20 protein-coding genes are annotated in these 26,216 nt (G+C 71.7%); 8 read left to right on the forward strand and 12 right to left on the reverse strand.

Annotated elements, in window-relative coordinates; all coding sequences use genetic code 11:
- Positions 1–5: 5 nt before the first annotated feature.
- Positions 6–635 carry a hypothetical protein gene (locus AB0A61_RS09120; protein ID WP_361288534.1) on the forward strand — a complete coding sequence of 210 codons (630 nt, stop codon included), beginning with the start codon at positions 6–8 and terminating at the stop codon, positions 633–635.
- A gap of 24 nt (positions 636–659) precedes the next feature.
- Here AB0A61_RS09120 and AB0A61_RS09125 read toward each other — a convergent pair whose 3' ends face one another.
- The 8 genes from AB0A61_RS09125 to AB0A61_RS09160 form a co-directional block, all read right to left on the reverse strand.
- Positions 660–2,120: a S28 family serine protease gene (locus AB0A61_RS09125; RefSeq protein ID WP_361288537.1), complete on the reverse strand. Its 1,461-nt coding sequence runs from the start codon at positions 2,118–2,120 to the stop codon at positions 660–662.
- Positions 2,121–2,218: 98 nt separating this feature from the next.
- Positions 2,219–2,608 carry a hypothetical protein gene (locus AB0A61_RS09130; protein ID WP_361288540.1) on the reverse strand — a complete coding sequence of 130 codons (390 nt, stop codon included), beginning with the start codon at positions 2,606–2,608 and terminating at the stop codon, positions 2,219–2,221.
- Positions 2,609–2,689: 81 nt separating this feature from the next.
- Positions 2,690–6,439: an ABC transporter ATP-binding protein gene (locus AB0A61_RS09135; RefSeq protein ID WP_361288543.1), complete on the reverse strand. Its 3,750-nt coding sequence runs from the start codon at positions 6,437–6,439 to the stop codon at positions 2,690–2,692.
- Positions 6,440–6,590: 151 nt separating this feature from the next.
- On the reverse strand, positions 6,591–7,655 hold the full coding sequence (locus AB0A61_RS09140; RefSeq protein ID WP_361288546.1) for an esterase-like activity of phytase family protein: 1,065 nt from the start codon (positions 7,653–7,655) through the stop codon (positions 6,591–6,593).
- 53 nt (positions 7,656–7,708) lie between these two features.
- Positions 7,709–8,632 carry a serine hydrolase gene (locus AB0A61_RS09145; protein ID WP_361288549.1) on the reverse strand — a complete coding sequence of 308 codons (924 nt, stop codon included), beginning with the start codon at positions 8,630–8,632 and terminating at the stop codon, positions 7,709–7,711.
- A gap of 135 nt (positions 8,633–8,767) precedes the next feature.
- Positions 8,768–10,453, reverse strand: coding sequence for a thiamine pyrophosphate-binding protein (locus tag AB0A61_RS09150; RefSeq protein ID WP_361288552.1), 1,686 nt, complete (start codon positions 10,451–10,453; stop codon positions 8,768–8,770).
- Between the two features lie 36 nt (positions 10,454–10,489).
- The gene (gene speB / locus AB0A61_RS09155; RefSeq protein ID WP_361288555.1) at positions 10,490–11,458 is read right to left on the reverse strand and encodes an agmatinase; all 969 of its coding nucleotides are present in this window, start codon (positions 11,456–11,458) and stop codon (positions 10,490–10,492) included.
- Positions 11,459–11,515: 57 nt separating this feature from the next.
- On the reverse strand, positions 11,516–12,982 hold the full coding sequence (locus AB0A61_RS09160) for a sodium:solute symporter (RefSeq protein WP_361288558.1): 1,467 nt from the start codon (positions 12,980–12,982) through the stop codon (positions 11,516–11,518).
- A 249-nt stretch (positions 12,983–13,231) separates the two neighbouring features.
- On the opposite strand from AB0A61_RS09160, the gene AB0A61_RS09165 reads away from it, so the two are divergent.
- The 3 genes from AB0A61_RS09165 (at position 13,232) to AB0A61_RS09175 (ending at position 17,068) form a co-directional block, all read left to right on the forward strand.
- Positions 13,232–14,848: a helix-turn-helix domain-containing protein gene (locus AB0A61_RS09165; RefSeq protein ID WP_361288561.1), complete on the forward strand. Its 1,617-nt coding sequence runs from the start codon at positions 13,232–13,234 to the stop codon at positions 14,846–14,848.
- A gap of 70 nt (positions 14,849–14,918) precedes the next feature.
- The gene (locus AB0A61_RS09170; protein WP_361288564.1) at positions 14,919–15,707 is read left to right on the forward strand and encodes a phosphatase; all 789 of its coding nucleotides are present in this window, start codon (positions 14,919–14,921) and stop codon (positions 15,705–15,707) included.
- Positions 15,708–15,979: 272 nt separating this feature from the next.
- Entirely contained in the window at positions 15,980–17,068 is a 1,089-nt protein-coding gene (locus tag AB0A61_RS09175) for a hypothetical protein (protein WP_361288567.1), read from the forward strand.
- 48 nt (positions 17,069–17,116) lie between these two features.
- On the opposite strand, the gene AB0A61_RS09180 is transcribed toward AB0A61_RS09175, so the two are convergent.
- The 4 genes from AB0A61_RS09180 to AB0A61_RS09195 all read right to left on the reverse strand — a co-directional run bounded on the left by AB0A61_RS09180 (position 17,117) and on the right by AB0A61_RS09195 (position 20,377).
- Positions 17,117–17,998 (reverse strand): acyl-CoA thioesterase II, encoded by an 882-nt coding sequence (locus AB0A61_RS09180; RefSeq protein WP_361288570.1) that lies wholly within the window; start codon positions 17,996–17,998, stop codon positions 17,117–17,119.
- 32 nt (positions 17,999–18,030) lie between these two features.
- Positions 18,031–19,188, reverse strand: coding sequence for an acyl-CoA dehydrogenase family protein (locus AB0A61_RS09185; RefSeq protein WP_361288573.1), 1,158 nt, complete (start codon positions 19,186–19,188; stop codon positions 18,031–18,033).
- Between the two features lie 96 nt (positions 19,189–19,284).
- Entirely contained in the window at positions 19,285–19,647 is a 363-nt protein-coding gene (locus tag AB0A61_RS09190) for a YrdB family protein (RefSeq protein WP_361289137.1), read from the reverse strand.
- Between the two features lie 130 nt (positions 19,648–19,777).
- The gene (locus AB0A61_RS09195) at positions 19,778–20,377 is read right to left on the reverse strand and encodes a TetR/AcrR family transcriptional regulator (protein WP_361288576.1); all 600 of its coding nucleotides are present in this window, start codon (positions 20,375–20,377) and stop codon (positions 19,778–19,780) included.
- Between the two features lie 95 nt (positions 20,378–20,472).
- Between AB0A61_RS09195 and AB0A61_RS09200 the strand changes: the two genes are divergently transcribed.
- From AB0A61_RS09200 to AB0A61_RS09215, 4 genes are read left to right on the forward strand one after another with little or no spacing between them, the layout of a single operon-like run.
- A complete protein-coding gene (locus AB0A61_RS09200; RefSeq protein ID WP_361288578.1) occupies positions 20,473–22,089 on the forward strand; it encodes a carboxyl transferase domain-containing protein in 1,617 nt (538 codons plus the stop codon).
- Between the two features lie 17 nt (positions 22,090–22,106).
- The gene (locus AB0A61_RS09205; RefSeq protein ID WP_361288581.1) at positions 22,107–24,092 is read left to right on the forward strand and encodes an acetyl/propionyl/methylcrotonyl-CoA carboxylase subunit alpha; all 1,986 of its coding nucleotides are present in this window, start codon (positions 22,107–22,109) and stop codon (positions 24,090–24,092) included.
- Positions 24,089–25,036, forward strand: coding sequence for a hydroxymethylglutaryl-CoA lyase (locus AB0A61_RS09210; RefSeq protein WP_361288584.1), 948 nt, complete (start codon positions 24,089–24,091; stop codon positions 25,034–25,036). The genes AB0A61_RS09205 and AB0A61_RS09210 overlap by 4 nt, the downstream gene beginning before the upstream one ends.
- 6 nt (positions 25,037–25,042) lie before the next feature.
- Entirely contained in the window at positions 25,043–26,203 is a 1,161-nt protein-coding gene (locus tag AB0A61_RS09215) for an acyl-CoA dehydrogenase family protein (protein ID WP_361288587.1), read from the forward strand.
- Positions 26,204–26,216 lie beyond the last annotated feature (13 nt).

Here is a 26,216-nt window from a genome sequence, read left to right on the forward strand (position 1 = left end):
TGGCAATGCGCAGGAGATGGTCCGTGGCGGTGGGGTTCGCCCTGCCGACGCTGCTCGGAGCCCTGTTGACGGGCTGCCAACAGGCGGCCGGCTCCGACCCGCAGGGCAGCCGGCCGAGCCGTACGTCGACGCCGATGCGGCCCTCCGGCTACGGCGCGGAGTTCCTCGCGGTGGACGAGTGCAGCTCCTTCGGCACGACCAGCTTCACCGAGGTGCCCTGCTCCGGCGAACGGGCCGCGGCACGCGTGATCGCCCGGTACGACGGCAAGATGAGCGACGGACCGCCGTGCCCGGCCACCACCGACTTCGTGCTCCACATCAGCGCCCAGCGGCCGTCCTCGGACGACAACGGCGACGGCGCGATCCCGCAGGGCTACGCCTGCATGCGCAACCTCGAACCGCCGCACCCCGGCGACCCGGGCGGCGGGGGCGGCCCCCGCACCATCGTCGGCGACTGCGTCTACGGCGCGGGCCGCGGCGAGGTGCGGGAGACGCGGTGCGACGGAACGGGGAAGCGGAAGCCGGAGTACAAGGTGACGAAGGCGGTGGACGCCCGCGCCCAGTGCCCGTCGTCCACGGCCCTGTACGTCCAGCTGGGCGGCAAGGACCCGGTGGGGTGCGCCCGGAAGCTGTGACCCGGGCACACCCCGCAGAGGGTGTCAGGGCCTGAGCGCGGGCTCACGCTCCACGTCGCGCCTGTCCAGCCGCGCGTCGTACCCTGCCAGCGGCCTGGCCGCCGACGGGTTGGCCTGCACCGCCGCGGAAGCGACACCGGCCCACTGCAGGATCCTCGCCGTGGCGAGCGCCTTCTCGTCCGGCACCAGACCGGCGACGTTCGCGCCGTGGTTCAGGCCGGGCGCCGTGAAGACGTAGGAGTCGCATGCCCCGTGACCGAGCCGGAACCGCTCCGAGCCCCACGGGTCGTTCTGCCCGTAGACGAAGAGCATGTGCTGCGCGTGGTGGCGTACCCAGCCGTCCACGTCCCGCATCGCCCACGGCTGGAACCGCATCGGGATCGACCGCGGCACGAAGTTGCGCGGCGGCTGGTAGCCGTAGCGGATCAGCTTCTTCTCGATGGACGGGAAGTGGATGGTCGGCGAGCCCAGCTGCGTGCCCGCCTGGTAGTAGTACGGCGTGAACTGCGCCAGGCCCTGGTCGGTGTACGCGGAGAACCCGGAGATGGTGTCGACGGAGTCCCAGATCTCCTGGTCGGTGGCGTTCTTGGCGTCCGCCGGGATCGTGTCGCAGTCCTTCAGCAGGCTGTACTGCCAAAAGCCCCAGACGTAGTCCAGGACGACGGCCTCGTAGGCCTTGTCCAGGCTGCCGACGGTGGTGAAGGTGTAGCCGTTGTCGGCGGCATACTGCGCGTACTTCCTCTCCAGCGGCTCCCGGCGCACCAGCGCCTCCCGCTGCACCGCGTTCAGCCGGTCCCGGCACTCCTTGGTGCCGACGGTGGCGAAGAAGCGGTCGTAGGCGGAGTCCTCGTCGTTGACGACGTCGTTGGGGGCGACGTAGGCGACGACTCCGTCCATGTCCCGGGGGAAGAAACGCTCGTAGTACGTCGCGGTCATCCCGCCCTTGGAACCGCCGGTGGCGAGCCACTTCTTCGGGTAGACCGGCCGCAGCGCCTCGAAGACGCGGTGCTGGTCGGCGGCCGCCTGCCAAATGTCGAGCTTCGACCAGTCGGCCGGGTCGGGCCGGGACGGGGTGAAGAAGCGGTACTCCAGGGAGACCTGGTTGCCGTCCACGATCTGGGTCGGCTCACGGCGGCTCGGGGTCGTGGAGACGTTGTAGCCGCTGGTGTAGAAGACCGTGGGGCGGTCGACTCCCTTGTGCAGCACGGTGATCCGCTGCTGGAACGTGCCCTTGGACGGGTGCCGGTGGTCGACCGGCTGGGTGTAGTTCAGGACGAAGTAGCGGTAGCCGGGATACGGCTTCTCCTCGATCAGGCTCATGCCCGGGATGGCCAGGAGCCGGTCCTTGATGTCGGTGTCGGCGGTGCTTGCGGTGCTTGCGGTGCCGTTGCCGGCCTCCGGCTGGGCGGCGGTGGCCGCCCCCGCCGTGCCCAGCGTGCCCATCAGCACCGTGAGCGTGAGCAGCCATCTGAGCGCCTTGCGCATGCACACTCCCCTGTGAGACAGATGTGCGCCGGAAGCTACCGGAGCAACTCACCGGGACACCAGGGGAGTTGGCGACAACGTTGGCAGAGGTCAGTGGTTCAGCACAGAATCCAGCCGCTGTTGACCGACTTGTTCCCGACCGAACCGCTCACCCGCACACACCGGTGGCCCGCGTGCACCGTCACCGGGCCCGCGTGCCAGGAGAAGCGCCCCTGGTCGGTGACCGGACGGCTGCCGCGCGCCTGCACGGTGACGGACATCGACTGCCGGGGGCCGGGGTTGTTGGGGTACGTGATGGCGCAGACGTAGCCGTCGTTCCGGTAGACGCTGACCGCACCGGCGGAGAACGAGAGGGTCTTCACCCTGCGGCCGGCACAGAAGTCGGATGCGGCCTGCGCGGTGCCGGGCGCGGCGAGCGCGAAGAGCCCGGACGCAATCAGTACGGTCGTGCCGAGCGCCACCCACCGACGTATCGCACCACTGTCCACAGTCGTCCTCCCCTGGCCGCAGCACATCAGCGTACTGGTGTACGGACGCAGGACGTACGTCGGATGGTTGCGTGACGCGCGTCAGCGGGACGCGCTGACCGGTTCCCCGGGCTCGGGCGCGCCCACGAAGGTCCGCCACAGCTGCGCGTACCGCCCGCCCAGGGCCAGCAGTTCCTCGTGCGTGCCGTCCTCGGCGACCCGGCCGTGGTCCATCACCACCACCCGGTCGGCTCGGGCGGCGGTGGTCAGGCGGTGGGCGACCACCAGGGTCGTACGGCGTCCGGCGAGACGGTCGGTGGCCTGGTTGACCTGGGCCTCGGTCGCCAGGTCGAGGGCGGCCGTCGCCTCGTCGAGGAGCAGGACGTCGGGGTCGACGAGTTCGGCGCGGGCCAGCGCGATGAGCTGGCGCTGACCGGCGGACAGGTTCCGGCCGCGCTCGGCGACCTCGTGCAGATAGCCGCCCTCCAGCGTGGCGATCATCTCGTGCGCGCCCACCGCCCGCGCCGCGGCCTCGACCTGGGCGTCGGTGGCGTCGGGGCGGCCGTAGGCGATGGCGTCGCGGACGGTGCCCTGGAAGAGGTACGCCTCCTGCGGTACGACACCCAGACGGTGGCGGTACGAGGTCAGGTCCAGCGCCCGCAGATCCGCGCCGTCGACGGTCACCCGCCCGGCGGTCGGGTCGTAGAAGCGGGCCACCAGCTTCACCAGGGTCGACTTGCCCGCGCCGGTCTCGCCGACGAAGGCGACCGTCTGGCCGGCGGGGATGCGCAGGTCGATCCCGGTCAGCGCCGCCTCGCCCGCCTTGTCGGCCCCATAGGCGAAGTGCACGTCCTCGAAGGCGATCTCGCCGCGCAGGGAGAGGACTTCGAGGGGCTCGTCGGCGGACCTGGTGGACGTCGGTTCCTGGAGCAGCTCCTGGATGCGGCCCAGGGAGACGGTCGCCTGCTGGTAGCCGTCGAAGACCTGGGAGAGCTGCTGGACCGGCGCGAAGAACAGGTCGATGTACAGCAGGTAGGCCACCAGGGCGCCCGTGGTGAGGGTCGCCGCCTCGACCCGGCCGGCGCCCGTCACCAGCACCGCGGCCACGGCGACCGAGGACAGGAACTGTACGAAGGGGAAGTAGACCGATATGAGCCACTGCCCGCGGATCCGGGCCTGGCGGTAGCTGTCGCTGCGCTCGGCGAAGCGCCGCCCGCCGTCCCGCTCGCGCCGGAAGGCCTGCACGATGCGCAGCCCCGAAACCGACTCCTGCAGATCGGCGTTGACCACCGACACCCGCTCGCGGGCGAGTTGGTAGGCCTTCACACTCGCCCGGCGGAAGAAGAAGGTGGCGACGAACAGCGGCGGCAGCGTCGCGAAGACGACCAGCGCCAGCTGGAGGTCGATGACCAGCAGGGCGGCCATGATGCCGAAGAAGGTGACCACCGACACGAACGCGGTGACCAGGCCCGTCTGCAGGAACGTCGACAGGGCGTCGACGTCGGTGGTCATCCTGGTCATGATCCGCCCGGTCAGCTCGCGCTCGTAGTAGTCGAGCCCGAGCCGCTGGAGCTGGGCGAAGATCTTCAGACGCAGGGAGTACAGGACGCGCTCACCGGTGCGTCCGGTCATCCGCATCTCGCCGATCTGCGCCGCCCACTGCAGCAGGACGGCGATCAGGGCGAGCAGCGAGGCCGACCAGACGGCGCCGACGGCGAGCCGGTTGACGCCCTGGTCGATGCCGTGCCGGATCATGATCGGCAGCAGCAGGCCCATGCCGGCGTCCACGGCGACCAGGAGCAGGCTGACCAGCAGCGGGAGCCCGAAGCCGTGCAGCAGCCGGCGCAGGCCGTAGGAGTGCTCGGGCCGGACCGCCCGTGCCTCGTCGATGTCCGGTGTGTCGGTCGCGGGCGGCAGCGCCTCGACCTGGGCGAGGAGCTGCGGGGTGGCGGGCATGCCGTCCATCGCCGCGTCCCTGGGCTCGCGCTCCCCCGCCCACAGCGTGGGCGTGATCCCGCGCTCGGCGTCGAACTCGGCGTCCAGTTCCTCCCGTACGGAGATGTCCTCCCGTGGCGCGGCGGGCTGGGCGTGGCCCGGGGAGACCCAGCCGAGCTCGTCGGGGTCGGTGAGCAGACGGCGGTAGAGGGCGCACCGCTCCTGGAGCTCTTCGTGGGTGCCGATGTCGGCGAGGCGGCCGCCGTCGAGGACGGCGATGCGGTCGGCGAGGTTCAGGGTGGACCGGCGGTGGGCGATGAGCAGGGTGGTCCGGCCCTGCATGACCTGCTTGAGCGCCTCGTGTATCTCGTGCTCGACCCGGGCGTCCACGGCGGAGGTGGCGTCGTCGAGGACGAGCAGGCGGGGGTCGGTGAGGATGGCGCGGGCGAGTGCGACGCGCTGGCGCTGGCCGCCGGAGAGGGTGAGACCCTGCTCGCCGACCTTGGTGTCGTAGCCGTCGGGCAGCTCGGCGACGAACCGGTCGGCCTGCGCGGCCCGGGCGGCCCGCTCGACCTCCTCCTGGGTGGCGTCGGGGCGGCCGTAGGCGATGTTGTTGCGGACGGTGTCGGAGAACAGGAAGGAGTCCTCCGGTACCAGGCCGATCGCGGCCCGGAGCGAGTCCAGGGTCAGCTCGCGCACGTCGTGGCCGCCGACGAGGACGGCGCCGTGGGTGACGTCGTAGAAGCGCGGCAGGAGCAGGGAGACGGTGGACTTGCCGGAGCCGGAGGAGCCGACCACGGCCAGGGTCTCGCCGGGGCGTATCTCGAAGGACAGGCCCTGCAGGACCGGGCCGGTTTTCGACGTTCCGGCGTAGCCGAAGGAGACGTCGTCGAACTCCACGGTCGCGGGCGCGTCGGGGGGGAGCTCCTTGGTGCCGCCGGTCAGCGTGGGCTCGGTGTCGATCAGCTCCAGGACGCGTTCGGTGCCCGCGCGGGCCTGCTGGCCGACGGTGAGCACCACGGCGAGCATGCGGACCGGTCCGACGAGTTGGGCGAGGTAGGTGGAGAAGGCGACGAAGGTGCCGAGGGTGATGTGGCCCTGGACGGCCAGCCAGCCGCCGACGGCCAGCATGGCCACCTGGCCGAGGGCGGGGACGGCCTGGAGGGCCGGGGTGAACCTGGCGTTCAGCCTTATGGTGCGCAGCCGCCCGGCGAACAGACGGCGGCCGACCTCCCGCAGCTTCCCGGTCTCCTGGTCCTCCTGCCCGAAGCCCTTGACCACGCGTACGCCGGTGACGGCGCCGTCGACCACACCCGCGACCGCCGCGGCCTGTGCCTGGGCGTACCAGGTGGCGGGATGCAGCCGGGAGCGGCTGCGCTTGGCTATCCAGCCGAGGGCGGGGGCGACGGCGAGGGCTACCAGGGTCAGCGGCAGCGACAGCCAGGCCATGATCACCAGGGAGATCAGGAAGAGCAGGACGTTGCCGATGGTCATCGGCAGCATGAAGAGCAGGCCCTGGATCAGCTGCAGGTCGCTGGTGGCGCGGCCGACCACCTGCCCGGTGGACAGCTCGTCCTGGCGGCGGCCGTCGAGGCGGGTGAGCGTCTCGTACATCTCCGTCCGCAGGTCGTGCTGGACGTCGAGGGCGAGGCGGCCGCCGTAGTAGCGGCGGATGAAGGTCAGGACGTAGACGAGGAGCGCGGCGCCGATCAGGGCGCCGGCCCAGGGGCCCATCGGACGGCTGTGCGCGCCGATCACGTCGTCGATGATCACCTTGGTGATCAGCGGGACCAGCGCCATGACGGCCATGCCGGCCAGGGAGGAGCCGAGGGCGAGGACGACGTCCTTCGGGTAGCGCCATGCGTACGAGACGAGCCTGTGTGCCCAGCCTCGTGCTTCCCCCGGATGCGCTGCCACGTCGGTGCCCTCCTGCAGACCTGATCTACCCGTAGGCACCAACGCCGGCAGCTGCGGATTTCATCCCCCCGTCACATTCGCGGACGGGTGGTGCGCGCCACTCGAGGACGGCTCGGGCGCGCACCCGCGCACCTGCTCGGGCACGTCGTGCTCAGGCGCGCACCCGCAGGAAGTAGAACCGTGTCGTCTGCGCCGCGTTCTGGTTGTCGTCGCTGACCAGGAGCACCTTCAGGCGGCCCCGCGGATCGCGGCCCGTGATCGTCATGCCCTCGATGTTGTCGAGGAGCGGGTTGGACTGGGGCTGCCTGGCGGTGGCGCCGAGGGACGGGCAGGAGGCGATGTCGGTCAGCAGTGTCTTCGTGACCGTCCGTACGCCGTCCTGGTGGCCGGTGAGGTTCGCGATGCCGCTCGTGTCGGTGGCGTGCCGGGGGTCGGCCAGATAGAGGCGGACCGTGTTGCCGACGCCGGGGGTGAAACCGCGCTCCAGGACGAGCAGACGGCCGTCGGGGGTCGCCCGGACCTCGGGTACGCCCAGACCGGGGTCGGTCCGGTAGGCGTACTGGGCGGCCAGCCGGAAGTGGTCGTCCTTCGACCGCCGCCAGGTCTGGAAGCGCACGATGCCCGTCGCGTCACCGGCGATCGCGTACTCCATCGACGCGAGCAGGACGTGGCCGCCGGGCAGCAGGGTCAGGCCCTCGAAGGTCTGGTTGGGGGTGGCGCGGCCGGCCGGGGCGACCCTCAGCGCGTCCGGCACGGGGAGGCGGTCGAGGATGCGGCCGTCGCCGGAGTAGCGCCGCACGGACGGCTCGGTCTCGGAGGTAACCAGCCGGGTGCCGATGGGGGTCCTCCCGCTCGGGCGGAGCCGGGAGTCGGGGAGGTCGACGGCCAGGCCCTCGGAGTCGAGCGCGGCCCCGCTTTCGTCGGCGAGCCGGACGACACCGGTCGGCTTCAGGGTGCGGCGGTCCAGTGTGAACAGCAACGAGCGGTCGGACAGCCCCTCGATGGAGCCGTCCCGGTCCACCGCGAGCGCGGAGAGGTTGCCGACGAAGGTCCCCCGGTACGTCGTCTTGTCCAGCGCGTCGGAGAAGCGGTCCAGGGACACGGACGGCGAACAGGCATGGGACCCGGGGGCGTTGGCGGCGGCCGGCCCGGCGGTGAGGCAGGTGGCCGCCGCCAGGCCGGCGGTGAGGGTCGCGAGTACGGTTCTCAGGCGCATGGGCGTCACCGTAGGGCGCGTGGGTGACCCCGGGGAGACCTCTCCGTGAAGCGTCAGCCGCTCGGCGGCACCGCCACGAACGCCTCCTGGGGTGCGCTGGTCGGCGTGTAGCGCACCGCGTTCGTCGCCGTGGGGACGAGGTCCTTGTGGATGACCCTCGCGATGTTCTGGATGGTGGTGACGCCGTAGTCCATGGTGCCGTTGTCCTGCGTCAGCACCGTGATCATGTAGTCGTGGCCCGCGCCGTCGAAGGTGCCGACGCTGTGCACCCGCCAGCCGTGCGTGGCGCGCTCCAGCCAGCCGTTCTTGACGTGCACGGCGACCGAGGACGGGGCCCCGGCGGGCGTGCCCCAGCGCTGCGCGGAGACGACCTGGCCCATCAGCTTGAGAATGTAGGCACGGGAGTTGTCGCTCAGCACCGCGTTCTTCGCCGTGATGAGACCGAGCAGCTTCTGCTCGTCGCGCACGGTGATCTGGGTCAGGCCCCAGTAGCCGTTCGCGCCCGGCTTGGTCTGGGTCATGCCGGCGGCGGTGAGGAAGCCCTGCACCTTCGTCACGCCCAGCTGCGTCCACAGACTGGTGGTCGCGTTGTTGTCGGACTGGGTGATCATGGCTTTGGCGAGCGTGGCCTCGCGGTCGGTGAGGTAGCGGTTGTGCTTCTTGGCGTCCCACAGCAGCGTGGCCAGGACGGTCACCTTGACCACGCTGGCGGAGTCGTAGGCGGTCGACTCGCCGAGCGTGCAGGTGGTGTTCGTGCTGCGGTCGCGCAGGCCGACGGCGATCGTGCCCTTGCGGGCCGCCACGGCCGCGGTGATGTCGTTCTGCAGCTTGGCGGCCAGACCCGCCTGGCCGGAGGTGCAGCTGACCGTCGGGGCGGTGGCCGCGGCGGGCGTGGCGGCGGCCGCACAGGGGACGAGCATCCCGGCACCGGCGGCCACCGCGAGCGCTCTGGCGCGTCGGGATATCCAGTGAGTCATGCCCGATTGACGCACGGGTTGCGGCGAATGGTTGTACGGGTGCCGCAGGGTTTGACGAGTCGTTATCCATGCCGTCGACGGCCCGCCGTGCCCGCCGGCGCATCCCCGGTCGAACGACCCGTGTCCGGCGTCCGCTCAGCTCAGATGCGTCGGTGCGAACATCCGCAGGACCGCCGGGAGGACGACCACCGACGGGCCCGGCTCCGCCAGGGCCTTCGCCAGGTCGGTGGCCAGGGTCCCGGGCGTCGTGCGGACGCCCGGGACGCCGAAGGACTCGGCCAGGGCCACGTAGTCCGGGCGGTTCAGCTCCGTCGCCGTGGGCTGTCCGAAGGTGTCGGTCATGTACTCGCGGAGGATGCCGTAGCCGCCGTCGTCGACGATCAGCCAGGTGACGTCGAGGTCGTACTGCCGGGCCGTCGCCAGCTCGGAGATGGAGTACAGGGCCCCTCCGTCGCCCGAGACCGCCAGCACCGGGCGCGTGGGGTCCGCGGCCGCCGCGCCCAGCGCCGCCGGGAAGCCGTAGCCGAGGCCGCCGGCGCCCTGGGCCGAGTGCATCGTGTTGGCGGCCTTCGGGTCGAAGGCCGACCAGGCCCAGTAGGCCAGGATCGTCATGTCCCAGAAGGACGGGGAGTCGGCGGGCAGGGCGCGGCGGACCGAGGCCAGCACGTCCTGCTCCAGGGTGAGTTCCTGGGCGGCGATCCGGTCGTGGACCTTGGCCAGCACCTCCCGTACCCGGTCCTCGGCGCCGCGGTCCGCGCGTTCCTCCGTCGTCTCCAGCAGCGCCTGCAGCGCCAGGCGGGCGTCCGCGTGGATGCCGAGCGCCGGGTGGTTGGACTCCAGCTTGCCGAGGTCGGCCTCGATCTGGATCACGCGGCCTCGCGGCTTGAACGTGTGGTAGTTCGACGACAGTTCACCCAGGCCCGAGCCGACCACCAGCAGGACGTCGGCGTCCTCCAGGAAGTCCGTGGTGTGCCGGTCCTCCAGCCAGGACTGGAGGGACAGCGGGTGCTCCCAGGGAAAGGCGCCCTTGCCGCCGAAGGTGGTGACCACGGGCGCGTTCAGGCGTTCCGCCAGCGCCCGCAGCTTTCCGGACGCGTCCGCCCGGATCACTCCCCCACCTGCGATGATCGCCGGGCGGGCGGCCTCCGACAGCAACGCGGCGGCCACGGCCGTGAGTTCGGGGCGCGGCGGCAGGTCCTCGGGGGTGGCTTCCATCGCCGTCACCACCGGCAGGTGCGTTTCGTCCAGCAGTACGTCCTGCGGGATCTCCACCCACACCGGTCCGTGCGGGGCGGTGAGCGCCGACTTCCAGGCCGCCGCGATGGCGGACGGGATCTGGGACTGCGTACGGACGGTGTGGACCGACTTGACCACGCCCCGGAACGAGGCCGCCTGGTCGGGCAGTTCGTGCAGGTAGCCGTGGCGGCCGCCACCGAGCCCCGCCGTCGGGATCTGGCTGCTGATCGCCAGGACGGGGGCCGAGGCCGCCGCCGCCTCCTGCAGCGCGGCCAGGGAGGTGAGGGCTCCCGGGCCCGTCGACAGCAGCAGGGGCGCGGCCTCGCCGGCGATCCGGCCGTAGGCGTCCGCCGCGAAGCCCGCGTTGTTCTCCACCCGCAGGCCCACGTAGCGCAGGTCCGAACGGCGCAGCGCGTCGAACATGCCGAGGGCGTGCTGACCGGGCAGGCCGAAGACGGTCGTCGCGCCCAGCCCGGTCAGGGTCTCCACGACCAGGTCTCCGCCGTTGCGGCCCGGGGGAGGATTCAGCGCGGCCGCCTGCTGCGCGGGCGTCGGGCGGAGTGCCAGGTCGTGGTCGTGGGTCACGGGGGTTCGGTCTCCTGAGGGAGTCGTGCGCGGGAGTTACGCGTTGCGGGCCGCCGCGATCTGGCGGCTCATGATGGTGGTCAGTTCGTACGCCGTGTGCGAGGCGGCCACCGACGTGATCTCCGCGTGGTCGTACGCGGGTGCCACCTCGACGACGTCCGCCGACACCAGGTTGCAGGACGCCAGGCCGCGCAGGATCTCCAGGAGTTCGCGGGAGGTCATGCCGCCCGCCTCCGGGGTGCCGGTGCCGGGGGCGTGGGCCGGGTCGAGGCAGTCGATGTCGATGGAGATGTACAGCGGGCGGTCGCCGATGCGCTGGCGCAGCTGGTCGGCGACCTCGTCGGCGCCGCGGCGGTAGACGTCGGCGGAGGTGACGATGCCGAAGCCCATCTTCTCGTCGTCGGTGAGGTCCTGCTTGCCGTACAGCGGACCGCGGGTGCCGACGTGGGAGAGCGCCTCGGTGTCGAGGATGCCCTCCTCGACCGCGCGGCGGAACGGGGTGCCGTGGGTGTACTCGGCGCCGAAGTAGGTGTCCCAGGTGTCGAGGTGGGCGTCGAAGTGGAGCAGGGCGACCGGGCCGTGCTTCTTGGCGACCGAGCGCAGCAGCGGCAGGGCGATCGTGTGGTCGCCGCCGAGGGTCATGAGGCGGGCGCCGGTGCCGAGCAGTTCGTCGGCGGCGGCCTCGATGGTCTCCACGGCCTCGTTGATGTTGAAGGGGTTCACCGCGATGTCGCCGCCGTCCGCGACCTGGGCGAGCGCGAAGGGGGAGGCGTCCTGCGCCGGGTTGTAGGGGCGCAGCAGCCGGGACGCCTCGCGGATGGCGTTGCCGCCGAAGCGGGCGCCCGGCCGGTACGAGACGCCGGAGTCGAACGGTACGCCCACGACGGCGACGTCGGTGGTGCCGACCTCGTCGAGGCGGGGCAGCCGGGCGAAGGTCGCGGGGCCGGCGTACCGCGGAATGCGGGAGGAGTCGACGGGGCCGCGGGGCGTCTCGTTGCTGCTCATGATGAATTGCCTTCTTTCTTACGCTTGCTCGCGCAATGTACTGCTTTTCATACGACTCTACTGGTGAGCCGGGACTGGTTCGGACACCAGTTCAGGGTTGCGCCCGGCGAGGCGCTCGCGCCAGGTCGCGAGGACGGCCTCGTCGGTCGGCTTCGTCGCCAGGGAGACGGCGACGTAGACGACGAGGGACGACAGCAGGCCGTAGTAGACGGGCTCGTTGGCGAGGATGCCGTAGGCCGCCATCAGGCCGATCACGGCGAGCCCGCCGACGATCACGGAGGCGAGGGCGCCCTGCACGGTGCCGCGCTTCCACAACAGGCCACCGAGGATCGGCACCAGCAGCCCGCCGACCAGCAGGTTGTACGCGACGGTCAGCGCCTCGACGACGTTGTTGAGCGCGATCGCGGTGCCGATCACGGCCAGACCCATGATCAGGATGAACAGGCGGTTGCCCCTGACCTCGTCGTGCTCACCGGGGTCCGGGGAGCGCCGGGCGAGGCCCCGCAGCCGCGACCAGATGTCGTTGTTGGCGACGGTCGCGCAGGCGATCAGCGCGCCGGAGGAGGTCGACATCACGGCGGCCAGGGCGGCGGCCAGCACCAGGCCCCGGACGCCGATGGGGAGTTCGTCCTTGACGATGGTCGCGAAGGCGTCGTCGGCGCTGCCCAGGTTCGGGTAGAGCACCTTGGCGGCCGTGCCGATCACCGCGCCGGCGAGGGCGTAGGCCAGACAGTAGGTTCCGGACACCGTGCCGCCCCACTTGGCGGTCCTGTCGCTGCGGGCGGTGAAGACGCGCTGCCAGATGTCCTGCCCGATGAGCATCCCGAAGGTGTAGATCAGGACATAGGTGAAGATCGTCTCGCCGCCGATGCCCAGTGGGTCGAAGTACGAGGTCGGCAGCTTGGCCTTCATCTCGCTGAAGCCGCCCGCCTTGACGACGGCGATGGGCAGGAGCAGGAGCAGCACACCGATCGTCTTGACCACGAACTGCACCATGTCGGTCAGCGTGATGGACCACATGCCGCCGAGGGTCGAGTAGGCGACGACGATGGAACCGCCCAGGATGATCGCGACGGTGCGGTTCAGGTCGAACAGCACGTCGAAGATCGTGGCGTAGGCGATGGTGGAGGTCACGGCGAGCATGAGGGTGTACGCCCACATGACGACGCCGGAGATGACGCCCGCCCGGCCGCCGTAGCGCAGGTCGAGCATCTCGGAGACGGTGTAGACCCTCAGGCGGGCGATGCGGGCCGAGAAGAACACCGACAGGGCCAGCAGGCCGAGGCCGATGGTGAACACCATCCAGGCGCCGGACAGGCCGTACTTGTAGCCGAGGCCGACGCCGCCAATGGTGGACGCGCCGCCGAGGACGATCGCCGCCATGGTGCCGGAGTACATCGCGGGCCCGAGGCGGCGTCCGGCCACCAGGAACTCACTCTTGGACCTGGCGCGGCGCATGCCCCACCAGCCCATGGCCAGCATGCCGGCCAGATAGACGACGATCACTGTGTAGTCGACGGCCATGTGGGGCCCTCCTTCGCGCACATCCCGGTGGCGTGTCGTGCAGGTGCGTGTGGGTTTCCTGGAAACCTGAAAACCCTGGAAACCCTGAAAACGGGGACATCGGCAGCGGCTCGCGGGGACATCCGCCCGTACCCGCGGCTGCCGGTCTGGACTTGACACTAGGTGGCCGGAAAGCGACTGCGAAGTGTACGTTTCATCCATTCGACCACCATGGGAGTGGAGGGAACGCACATCATGCCGGACGCACGGATGCCATCGGCACCAGCGGTCCCACCGACCCCACCGGTCCCGCTGTCGGCGCTGCTGGCGCGCGAGGACCTGGCCCTGCGCCAGATCGCGGGGCCCTCCGGCCCCGGCATCGTGATCCACTGGGCACACACCTCCGAAATGGCGGACCCGTATCCGTACCTGCTGGGCGGCGAACTGCTGCTGACGGCGGGGGTGCACGTTCCGCAGGCGGCGGGCTCGGCGGGAGGTCCCCCCGCGAGCGGGGTCGAGAGCCTGCGGGACTACTTCGACGACTACGTCTCCCGGATCGTGGCGGCGGGTGGCGCGGCCCTCGGCTTCGGGCTCGCGCCGGTCCACGACACGGTGCCGGGCGCGCTGGTATCGGCCTGCGACGCCTACGGCCTCCCTCTCCTTGAGGTCCCGCCGCAGACCACCTTCTCGGGCGTGGCCCGCGCGGTCTGGCAGCTGATGGCCCAGGCCCGCCTGGCCGAACTCCGCCGGGTCACGGAGGCCCAGCAGGGGCTGGCGGTGGCGGCCTCCCGCCCGGACCCGGTCCCCTCGGTGCTGCGTCAGCTGGCCCAGCGGGTGGCGGGCCGCGCGGTGCTCTACGGCCCGGACGGCACGGAGATCGCGTCGGCGGGACGGGAGCCGACGGCCGAGGTGGACGCGGCGCTGGCGGAACTGGCCGGGGTGGTCCGGCCGGCGATCCGGGCGACACCGGCCGCGGGCCGGGAGCAGGACGGGCCGACCGCGAGCACCGCCACCCGCGACACCGGCCCGCAACCCACCACCGCCCGCACACCCGCCCCCGCCGGTTCCCGTCCCGCCCCGTCCTCCGCCACCGACACCGTCTCCGGCGCCCATCTCGCCGCCTACGCCCTCGTCGGCACCGGTCAGAGGTTCGTCCTGGCGGTGGTGTCCCCGCAGCGCGAACCCGCGGACCACACCATCGCGTCCGTGGCCGCCGTGCTCCTCTCCCTCCTCACCGGCGAGCACCAGAGCGGCGCGGGCGCGGCCCGTTCGTCGGCCCTCGTACGGCTGCTGCTGGGCGCCCCGCCCGAGGACGTGGCTCCGCTGCTCGGCACCGGCCGGTGGGTCGTGGTACACGCGCGGCCGGACGCGCAGGCCCCCGACGCCGTGGCCGCCTCCGCGCTCGGCGCCGCCCTGGGCTCGGCACTGGTCGACCTGGCGGACGGCGTCGTACGGGTCCTCGTACCGGCCGAGCGCGAACCGTCCGCGCAGCCCGGCTGGACCCTCGGCGTCAGCGCCGCCGTCGCCCCGCGCGACTGGCCGGCCGCCGACACCCAGGCGGCCCGCGCCCTGGCCCGCGCCCGCGCCACCCGCACCACCCTGGTCCGCCACGGCGCCCGCCCCGGCCTGGCCGACCTGGTCCCGCACGACGAGGCCGACGCGCACGCCCGGGCGCTGCTCGCCCCGATCACCGCGGTCCCCGCGCTCACCGACACCCTGCGCACCTGGCTGTCGCTGCACGGGAGTTGGGACCGCACGGCGGTGGCCCTGTCGGTGCACCGCAACACCGTCCGCCAGCGCATCGCCCGTTGCGCGGCCCTCCTCGGCACCGACCTGGACGACCCGGACGTACGCATGGAACTGTGGTTCGCCCTGCGCCGGATCTGAGCGCGTGACCCGCGTCCCAGCGGACGGGACGCCGAGACCGCACACAGGCCGCTGCCCCACAATGGGACCCATGCCGATATCCGGGACACCCAGCCGCGCCGAGCTCGTCGACCACCTCGTCAGGACCCGTATCGCGGGGGACGTCGCCACACCCCGCGAGAACAACCTCTCCCACTACCGGAAGCTCGCGAACGGCGACCGAAACTACTGGCTCGGCCTGGAACTCGGCGACCGCTGGACCGACGAGCAGGACGTGCTCGCGGTGATGGCGGAACGGGTCGGCGTCAGCGACGACCCGGAGCACCGCCATGGCCAGGACACGATCGACCCCGAGCTGACCGTCGACGCCCTGGACCGCCTGGCGGGTCGGCTGCGCAAGGCGGCGGACGGGCAGCAGCGGGTGCTGTTCGCCACCGGCCACCCCGGCGGACTGCTGGACGTGCACCGCGCCACGGCCGCCGCGCTGCGCGCCGCCGGCTGCGAGATCGTCGTCATTCCGGACGGGCTGCAGACGGATGAGGGGTATGTGATGCAGTTCGCGGACGTGGCGGTCCTCGAGCACGGCGCCACGCTGTGGCACACGCACTCCGGCGAGCCGATGCGGGCCGTCCTGACCGGCCTGGCGCGCGCGGGCCGCCCGCTGCCCGACCTGGTCGTCGCCGACCACGGCTGGGCCGGGTACGCCGGGCAGCACGGCGTCGACTCCGTCGGCTACGCCGACTCCAACGACCCCGCCCTCTTCCTGGCCGAGGCCGAGGGCACGCTCCAGGTGACGGTCCCCCTCGACGACCACGTGGTCAGCCCGCGCTGCTACGACCCGATGACGGCGTATCTGCTGGAGCAGGCGGGGCTGGCGTAATCGCACCTCCGGGGCACCCCTACCAGGGGTGCTCGGAGAGGTTGGTGACGCGATGCCGCGTGCGGCGAACCGGGCGGTGGCCCTGAGGAAGACGGCGCAACCCGTTTTCACGACCAGGCGCCATGCGGGTGGAGTTTCGATGCCGGGCCGGTCCGGGGGCCGGTTGGGGGCATGCATGATCCCGCCATCGGGCCCAGGCAGATCCGGGGCTGCGCAAACGTAGGGGCTGACGGGTGGCCTGGGCCCCCGGAAGCACCGTCAAGGAGTCCTACGTGCACCATCCCCGTGTCACCTCCGCACGCTTCACCACCGGCATGGCCCGCGGCCTGTCCACCATCCCCCTCGTGGTCGGACTCGCCTCGGTCGCGAACCCGACCGCCGCCTACGCGGTCACGTCCGTGCAGTGCGACACAGGCGCCCTGAACACCGCCATCGCCCAGGCCAACGCCAACGGTCAGGGCACGATCCAACTCGCCCCGCGCTGCATCTACAGTTTCGCCACGGCCGTCAGCGGTCAGGACGCGACGCCGCCCATCACCGTCCCCATCACGTTCGTCGGCAACGGCGCCACCCTCCTGCGCGACACCACCGCCACCGGTCTCTTCCGCCTTCTCGACGTCGCGGTGGGCGGCACCGCCACGATCCGCGATCTGACGATCGAGAACGGCAACGTGACCGGGAACGGAGGAGGCGTCCTCGTCCAGACGGGCGGGACGCTCAACGCCAGGTCCCTCACCGTCAAGAAGAACCACGCCGGTGGCGACGGCGGAGGCATCGACGACCAGGGGACCCTGGGACTCACCGACTCCCGGGTCACCGACAACACCGTGGCGGGCTTCGGCGGGGGCATCGCCGTCCAGACCGGTGGCACCGCATCCGTCAACACCACCACCGTGAGCGGCAACACGGCCAACAGCTTCGCCGGCGGAGGGGTGGTGAACGACGGTTCGATCACCATCAGCAGCAGTTCCATCACCCGCAACCACGTCGCCACGGGCGACGGAGGCGGCCTGTGGAACGACGCGCAGATGACCGTCAACGACAGCACGATCGCCAACAACATCGCCCGCGACCACGGAGCGGGTGTCACGAACGCCGGTGGCGGAAGCGCCACCTTCAACAGGAGCACCATCGAGAAGAACAGCGCCGGTCTGCAGGCCGGCGGCATCTACAACGTCAATCCCGGCTCGACCCTCGTGCTCAACGTCAGCCACGTCACCAGGAACACCGCGGGCAGCCCTCCCGGCGGCGTGTTCAACGGCCCCGGAAGCGTGGTGGTGAACAAGCACTCCGTCATCCTGGCGAACACCCCGACCAACTGCACCGGCAGCCCGTCCCCGGTGGCCGGCTGCACCAACTGAGCGACGTGTCCCAGCCTTTGAGCCGGTGCGGAGCTTTCGCCGTGCCCTTCAGAGTTCCCGCGGAACCCGGACCACGCCCTCCTGGATGACCGATATCGCAAGGCGCCCGTCCTGCGTGTAGATGCGGGCCTGGCCGAGGCCGCGGCCGCCGTGGGCCGACGGGGACTCCTGGTCGTACAGCAGCCACTCGTCGGCCCGGAACGGCCGGTGGAACCACATGGCGTGGTCGAGCGAGGCCCCGACGACGTCGCCGACCGCCCAGCCGCCGCGGCCGTGCGCGAGCAGGACCGAGTCGAGGAGGGTCATGTCGGAGACGTAGGTGGCGAGGACGACGTGCAGCAGCGGCTCGTCGATGGCGCCTTCGAGCTTGCCGTTGGTGCGGAACCACACCTGCGAGTGCGGCTCGCGCGGCTCGCCGAACCTGCCGTACGGCGGCTCGTCGACGTAGCGCAGGTCGACGGCCTCGCGGGCCTCCAGGAACCGCTCCACCACCTCGGTGGGGAGATGGCGGTAGCCGCGCAGCCGCTCATGGGAGGTGGGCAGGGTCGCCGGGTCCGGCGCGGCCGGCATGGCGGCCTGGTGCTCGAGGCCCTCCTCGTACGTCTGGAAGGACGCCGAGAGGTGGAAGATCGGCTGGCCGTGCTGGACGGCGACCACCCGGCGCGTGGTGAAGGAGCGGCCGTCGCGGATACGGTCCACGGTGTAGACGATCGGCGCGCCGGGGTCGCCCGGGCGCAGGAAGTACGCGTGCAGCGAGTGCGCGAACCGGTCCTCGGGGACCGTGCGTCCGGCGGCGACCAGCGCCTGCGCGGCGACCTGCCCGCCGAAGACCCGGGGGACGACTGCGGAGCGGGACTGGCCGCGGAAGATGTCCCGCTCGATCCGCTCCAGGTCGAGCAGATCGAGCAGGGACTGAAGTGCCTGACTCATGTGTCAGTTGTTTCCTGCACTGATTTCGGGACCTACAGGCCCATGTCCTTGGCGATGATCGACTTCATGATCTCGCTGGTGCCGCCGTAGATGCGGTTGACGCGGTTGTCCGCGTACAGGCGGGCGATGGGGTACTCGTTCATGAAGCCGTAGCCGCCGTGCAGCTGGAGGCAGCGGTCGATCACCCGGTGGGCGACCTCGGTGCAGAAGAGCTTCGCGGAGGCGGCCTCGGCGGGGGTCAGCTCGCCCGCGTCGAGGGCCTCCGTCGCGCGGTCCGCGACGGCCTCGGCCGCGTCGACCTCGGCCTGGCAGGCGGCCAGCTCGAACTTGGTGTTCTGGAAGGCCGCGACGGGCTGACCGAAGACGGTGCGCTGCTGGACGTACTCCTTGGCGAACCGGACGGCGGCCTTGGCCTGCGCGTAGGCGCCGAAGGCGATGCCCCAGCGCTCGGAGGCCAGGTTGTGGCCGAGGTAGTAGAAGCCCTTGTTCTCCTCGCCGAGGAGGTCCTCGACGGGGACCTTGACGTCGACGAACGCCAGCTCGGCGGTGTCGGAGGTCTTCAGGCCGAGCTTGTCGAGCTTGCGGCCGACGGAGTAGCCCTCGGCCTTGGTGTCCACGACGAAGAGGGAGATGCCGTGGCGGCGGTCCTCAGCGGTGGGCGCGGCGGTGCGGGCGCAGACGATCATGCGGTCGGCGTGCACGCCGCCGGTGATGAAGGTCTTGGCGCCGTTGAGGACGTAGTGCGTGCCGTCCTCGGAGAGCTTGGCGGTGGTCTTCATGCCCGCGAGGTCGGAGCCGGTGCCCGGCTCGGTCATCGCGATGGCCCACATCTCCTCACCGGAGACGAACTTCGGCAGGTAGCGCTTCTTCTGCTCGTCGGTGGCGAGCAGCTTGATGTACGGCAGGCCGAGCAGCACGTGCACGCCGGAGCCGCCGAAGGAGACACCCGCGCGGGCGGTCTCCTCGTACAGGACGGCCTCGAACTTGTACGAGTCGATGCCGGCGCCGCCGTACTCCTCGTCGACACGGATGCCGAAGACGCCCAGCTCGGCGAGCTTGTAGTAGAAGTCGCGCGGCGCCTGGCCGGCCGCGAACCACTCGTCGTACACCGGTACGACCTCGGCCTCGATGAAGGCGCGGATGGTCTCCCGGAACGCCTCGTGATCCTCGTTGAAAACCGTACGGCGCACCCCGCACCTCCACGTACATCGACTGTCTAAGCGCTTGCTCAGATTAACGTACCGGCGAGTACGGTCGGGTGTCCAGAGGCCCCCTGGTAACGCTCGTCACGCTTTCCGGGCGGCCGGGGAGCGAAAGACTTCGGCGAGAGCCGTGTTGACGAACGTGACAGCGGCCAGGACACCGGCCGCGACGGGGTGCCCGACCGCGCCGAGGGCGGCGGCACCACCGCCGAGCACCACCGCCTTCACCAGGAGCACGAGCGGCAGCCGCGGCCGCAGCCGGGCCCGGGGCGCGGCGAACAGCCCCCACACCACGACGGCGAGCAACGGCGTCCCCGCACCGAGCAGGATCCGCACGGCGCCCTCATGGCCCGCACCGAATCCCCACCAGCCCAGGCACACCAGCGCGGTGAGCTCGATCAGGAACGCGAGGACCTCGTTCACGGCGTACCAGGGCGGCCCGCCGATCCCGGCCGCGCGGCCCGCTTCCCCGGCGGCACGACCGTCTTCCGCCGCTGCACCCTGCCCGGCCATCCGGCCCTCCCCCCGCTCGCCGCGCTCGGGCGCGCCCGGGATCCTTTCTACCGCCCCTGCACCGTCACTGTCCCCCCGCCGCCGCGAAGGCGCCCCGGGCCATCCGGTGCAGCAGCTCCGCCGTGGCGCCACGGCCCGGGAGTGAGCCGCGGCGGCCCAGGTGGGGGGTGGAGTTCAGCAGCCCGAAGACCGAGTGGACCGCCGAGCGGGCCGCGGGTTCGTCGAGCCCGCCGTAGACCTTGCGCAGCACTTCCACCCACAGCTCGACGTACTGCCGCTGGAGCTGCCGCACGAGCTTGCGGTCGCTGTCCCGGAGGCGGTCCAGCTCGCGATCGTGCAAGGTGATCAGGGGACGGTCGTCGAGCGCGAAGTCGATGTGCCCCTCGATGAGCGAGTCGAGGACCTCCTCGGGAGCGGCCACCCCGTCGGCCTCCGCCAGGCGCCGCTTGGCGCCGGTCAGCAGCTGACCGCTGATCCCGACCAGCAGCTCCGCGAGCATGGCGTCCTTGCCCGGGAAGTGCCGGTACAGACCTGGTCCACTGATGCCGACCGCGGCCCCTATCTCGTCGACCCCGACACCGTGGAAGCCGCGCTCGGCGAAGAGCCGGGCGGCTTCCTTGAGGATCTGTTCGCGGCGGGTGGGGGCGTCGGTTCGCGTGGCCATGAAAACAATTCTAGACAGGGAGGTTAGCGGTCGTTAACCTGTAGGAAATGGTTAACGCTCATTAACAGTCCACCACTGGGTGAGGGGACCGCACGATGCACGAGGCACCCGAGCTGACGAGCGCGGCCGATCCCGCGTCGGAGGCCTGGCGGGCCAACGAGGAGGCACACCGCGCACTCGTCGAGGAGCTGCGCGGCAAGCTCGCCGCGGCCCGGCTCGGCGGCGGGGAGAAGGCGCGCGCCCGCCACACCGCGCGCGGCAAGCTGCTTCCGCGCGACCGCGTGGACACACTGCTGGACCCCGGCTCGCCCTTCCTGGAGCTGGCGCCGCTGGCAGCCGACGGGATGTACGACGGGCAGGCCCCGGCCGCCGGCGTGATCGCCGGGATCGGCCGGGTCAGCGGACGCGAGTGCGTGGTCGTCGCCAACGACGCCACCGTCAAGGGCGGCACGTACTACCCGATGACGGTGAAGAAGCACCTCCGGGCGCAGGAGGTGGCCCTGGAGAACCGCCTCCCCTGCGTGTACCTCGTCGACTCCGGCGGGGCCTTCCTGCCGATGCAGGACGAAGTCTTCCCGGACCGCGAGCACTTCGGGCGGATCTTCTTCAACCAGGCCCGGATGTCCGGCGCCGGAATCCCCCAGATCGCCGCCGTGCTCGGGTCCTGCACCGCCGGTGGCGCCTACGTCCCGGCGATGAGCGACGAGGCAGTGATCGTCCGCAACCAGGGGACGATCTTCCTCGGCGGGCCGCCCCTGGTGAAGGCGGCCACGGGCGAGGTCGTCACCGCCGAGGAGCTCGGCGGCGGCGAGGTGCACTCCCGCGTCTCCGGGGTGACGGACCACCTCGCCGAGGACGACTCCCACGCCCTGCGCATCGTCCGGAACATCGTCGCCACGCTCCCCGCGCGCGGGCCCCTCCCCTGGGAGGTCCGGCCCGCCGCCGAACCCAAGGTCGACCCCTACGGGCTCTACGGCGCGGTGCCCGCCGACCCCCGCACCCCGTACGACGTCCGTGAGGTCATCGCGCGTGTCGTCGACGGCTCCCGCTTCGCCGAGTTCAAGGCCGAGTTCGGGCAGACCCTCGTCACCGGCTTCGCCCGCATTCACGGCCACCCGGTGGGGATCGTCGCCAACAACGGCATCCTGTTCTCCGAGTCGGCCCAGAAGGGCGCCCACTTCATCGAGCTGTGCGACCAGCGCGGGATCCCGCTGGTGTTCCTGCAGAACATCTCCGGCTTCATGGTCGGCCGGGACTACGAGGCGGGCGGCATCGCCAAGCACGGCGCCAAGATGGTCACCGCCGTGGCGTGCACCCGGGTGCCGAAGCTGACCGTCGTGGTCGGCGGCTCGTACGGCGCGGGGAACTACTCCATGTGCGGGCGGGCCTACTCCCCCCGCTTCCTGTGGATGTGGCCGAACGCCAAGATCTCCGTCATGGGCGGCGAGCAGGCCGCCTCCGTCCTCGCCACCGTCAAGCGGGACCAGATGGAGGCCCGGGGCGAGGACTGGCCGGCCGAGGAGGAGGAGTCCTTCAAGGCGCCCATCCGCGCGCAGTACGAGCGCCAGGGCAACGCCTACTACGCCACCGCCCGCCTCTGGGACGACGGCGTCATCGACCCGCTGGAGACCCGGCAGGTGCTGGGTCTGGCCCTGACCGCCTGCGCCAATGCCCCGCTGGGTGACCCCCAGTTCGGCGTCTTCCGGATGTGAGGGGGGACCTTACAACGATGTTCGAAACAGTTCTGGTGGCCAACCGCGGCGAGATCGCGGTCCGCGTCATCCGTACGCTGCGTGCGCTCGGCGTGCGCTCGGTGGCCGTCTTCTCCGACGCCGACGCCGACGCCCGGCACGTCCGGGAGGCCGACACGGCGGTCCGCATCGGGCCGGCGCCCGCCGCCGAGAGCTACCTGTCGGTGGAGCGGCTCCTTCAGGCCGCGGCCCGCACCGGCGCCCAGGCCGTCCACCCGGGGTACGGCTTCCTGGCGGAGAACGCCGGATTCGCCCGCGCCTGCGAGCGGGCCGGGCTGGTGTTCATCGGCCCTCCGGCGGACGCGATCTCCCTCATGGGCGACAAGATCCGCGCCAAGGAGACGGTGAAGGCCGCCGGTGTCCCGGTGGTCCCCGGGTCCAGCGGCTCGGGTCTCACCGACGGCCAACTCGCCGAGGCGGCCCGCGAGATCGGCATGCCGGTGCTGCTGAAGCCCTCGGCCGGCGGCGGCGGCAAGGGCATGCGGCTGGTGCGGGACGCCGGCCGGCTGGCCGACGAGATCGCCGCCGCCCGGCGCGAGGCCCGCGCCTCCTTCGGCGACGACACCCTCCTCGTCGAGCGGTGGGTCGACCGGCCCCGGCACATCGAGATCCAGGTCCTGGCCGACGGCCACGGCGGCGTCGTGCACCTCGGCGAGCGCGAGTGCTCGCTGCAGCGTCGCCACCAGAAGATCATCGAGGAGGCGCCCAGCGTGCTCCTCGGCGACCGGACCCGGGCCTCGATGGGCGAGGCGGCGGTCCAGGCGGCCCGCTCCTGCGGGTACCGGGGCGCGGGCACGGTGGAGTTCATCGTCCCGGGAGGCGACCCCTCCTCGTACTACTTCATGGAGATGAACACCCGCCTGCAGGTGGAGCACCCGGTCACCGAGCTGATCACGGGGCTGGACCTCGTGGAGTGGCAGCTGCGGGTGGCCGCGGGCGAGCGGCTGCCGTTCGCCCAGGAGGACGTGCGGCTGACCGGGCACGCCGTCGAGGCCCGGGTCTGCGCGGAGGACCCCGCGCGCGGGTTCCTGCCCTCGGGCGGCACGGTGCTGCGGCTGCGCGAACCGCAGGGTGACGGGGTACGCACCGACTCCGGGCTCACCGAGGGCACCGAGGTCGGCAGCCTGTACGACCCGATGCTGTCCAAGGTGATCGCGTACGGGCCGGACCGGGCGAGCGCGCTCCGCAAACTCCGCGCGGCCCTCGCGGAGACGGTCACGCTGGGCGTGCAGACCAACGCCGGGTTCCTGCGGCGGCTGCTGGCCCATCCGGCGGTCGTGAGCGGTGACCTGGACACCGGGCTCGTCGAGCGCGTGGTGGACGACCTCGTCCCCACCGACGTGCCGGAGGAGGTGTACGAGGCCGCTGCCGCCGTACGGCTCGACGCGCTGCGGCCCAGGGGCGAGGGCTGGACCGACCCGTTCTCCGTGCCGGACGGCTGGCGGCTCGGCGGGCAGGCCAGGCCGGTCGCCTTCCATCTGCGGGCCACCGACCCCGTGGAGCACACCCCGCGCGGCACCCACTCCGTCACCGACGACCGGGTGTCCGTCACCCTCGACGGCGTCCGCCACACCTTCCACCGCGCCGCCGACTGGCTCGGCCGCGACGGCGAGGCGTGGCACGTGCGCGACCACGACCCGGTGGCCGCCTCGCTCATCCGGGCGGCCCACTCGGGCGCCGACTCGCTCACCGCCCCGATGCCCGGCACGGTCACCGTGGTGAAGGTCGCCGTCGGCGACGAGGTGGCCGCGGGCCAGAGCCTGCTGGTGGTCGAGGCGATGAAGATGGAGCACGTCATCTCCGCCCCGCACGCCGGCACCGTCACCGAGCTGGACGTCACGCCGGGCACCACGGTCGCCATGGACCAGGTGCTGGCCGTGATCGCACCACACGACGCGGACAGCGCGGACAGCGCGGACAGCGCGGACAGCGCGGACAGCGCGGAAGGGACCGATACGGCATGACCACTCCCGAACCCGGTCTCCCCATGGTCGTCCCGGCCCAGGACCTGCCCGCGCGGGTCAGGATCCACGAGGTCGGCCCCCGCGACGGCCTGCAGAACGAGAAGGGCACCGTGCCGACCGAGGTCAAGGCGGAGTTCATCCGCCGGCTGGCCGACGCGGGCCTGACGACCGTGGAGGCCACCAGCTTCGTCCACCCGAAGTGGGTGCCCCAACTGGCCGACGCCGAGCAGCTCTTCCCGATGGTGAGCGAGCTGCCGGTGGCGCTGCCGGTGCTCGTGCCCAACGAGCGCGGGCTGGACCGCGCCCTGGCGCTGGGCGCCCGCCGGGTGGCCGTCTTCGCCAGCGCGACCGAGTCCTTCGCGAAGGCCAACCTCAACCGGACCGTGGACGAGGCGCTGGCCATGTTCGAACCCGTGGTGCGGCGGGCCAAGGACCAGCGGGTCCATGTCCGCGGCTATCTGTCCATGTGCTTCGGCGACCCGTGGGAGGGCACGGTCCCGGTCCATCAGGTCGTCCGGGTCTGCAAGGCGCTGATGGACATGGGCTGCGACGAGCTGAGCCTCGGCGACACCATCGGGGTGGCGACCCCCGGCCATGTCCTCGCCCTGCTGGCCGAGCTCAACGAGGAGGGCGTGCCGACGTCGGCGATCGGTGTGCACTTCCACGACACCTACGGCCAGGCTCTGGCCAACACGCTGGCCGCGCTCCAGCACGGTGTCACCACCGTCGACGCCTCCGCGGGCGGCCTCGGCGGCTGCCCCTACGCCAAGTCCGCCACCGGCAACCTCGCCACCGAAGACCTCGTGTGGATGCTGCAGGGTCTCGGCATCGACACCGGAGTCGACCTCGGCCGTCTGGTCGCCACGAGCGAGTGGATGGCCGGCCGGCTGGGCCGGCCCAGCCCGTCCCGTACCGTCCGGGCCCTCTCCCACAAGGAGCAGTGATCAACGATGGACCACCGTCTTTCCCCCGAGCTGGAGGAGCTCCGCCGCACGGTCGAGGCGTTCGCACACGACGTGGTGGCGCCCAAGATCGGCGACTTCTACGAGCGGCACGAGTTCCCGTACGAGATCGTCCGCGAGATGGGCCGCATGGGCCTGTTCGGGCTGCCGTTCCCGGAGGAGTACGGCGGCATGGGCGGGGACTACCTGGCGCTGGGCATCGCGCTGGAGGAGCTGGCCCGTGTGGACTCCTCCGTCGCGATCACCCTGGAGGCAGGGGTGTCGCTGGGCGCCATGCCGATACACCTCTTCGGCACCGAGGAACAAAAGCGCCAGTGGCTGCCCCGCCTGTGCTCGGGTGAGGTCCTGGGCGCCTTCGGCCTGACGGAGCCCGACGGCGGCTCGGACGCGGGCGCCACGCGGACGACGGCCCGCCTGGACCCGGACACCGACGAGTGGGTGATCAACGGCACCAAGTGCTTCATCACCAACTCCGGCACGGACATCACCGGGTTGGTGACGGTCACGGCGGTGACGGGCCGCAGGCCCGACGGCAGGCCGCTGATCTCCGCGATCATCGTCCCGTCCGGCACTCCCGGCTTCACGGTCGCGCCCGCCTACTCGAAGGTCGGCTGGAACGCCTCCGACACCCGTGAGCTGTCCTTCGACGACGTCCGGGTGCCGGCCGCGAACCTGCTGGGCGAGGAGGGCCGCGGCTATGCGCAGTTCCTGCGGATCCTCGACGAGGGCCGCATCGCCATCGCGGCGCTGGCCACCGGCCTGGCCCAGGGCTGCGTGGACGAGTCGGTGAAGTACGCCAAGGAACGCCAGGCCTTCGGCAGGCCCATCGGCGCGAACCAGGCCATCCAGTTCAAGATCGCCGACATGGAGATGAAGGCCCACACGGCCCGGCTCGCCTGGCGCGACGCGGCCTCCCGCCTGGTGGCCGGCGAGCCCTTCAAGAAGGAGGCGGCCCTGGCGAAGCTCTACTCCTCCACGATCGCCGTCGACAACGCCCGCGACGCCACCCAGGTCCACGGCGGCTACGGCTTCATGAACGAGTACCCGGTCGCCCGCATGTGGCGCGACTCCAAGATCCTCGAAATCGGCGAGGGCACGAGCGAGGTCCAGCGCATGCTGATCGCCCGGGAGCTGGGCCTGGTGAGCTGAGCGCCGCACAACC

The sequence above is a fragment of the Streptomyces sp. NPDC046197 genome (genome assembly GCF_040646295.1).
In the GTDB taxonomy this organism is placed as follows: domain Bacteria; phylum Actinomycetota; class Actinomycetes; order Streptomycetales; family Streptomycetaceae; genus Streptomyces.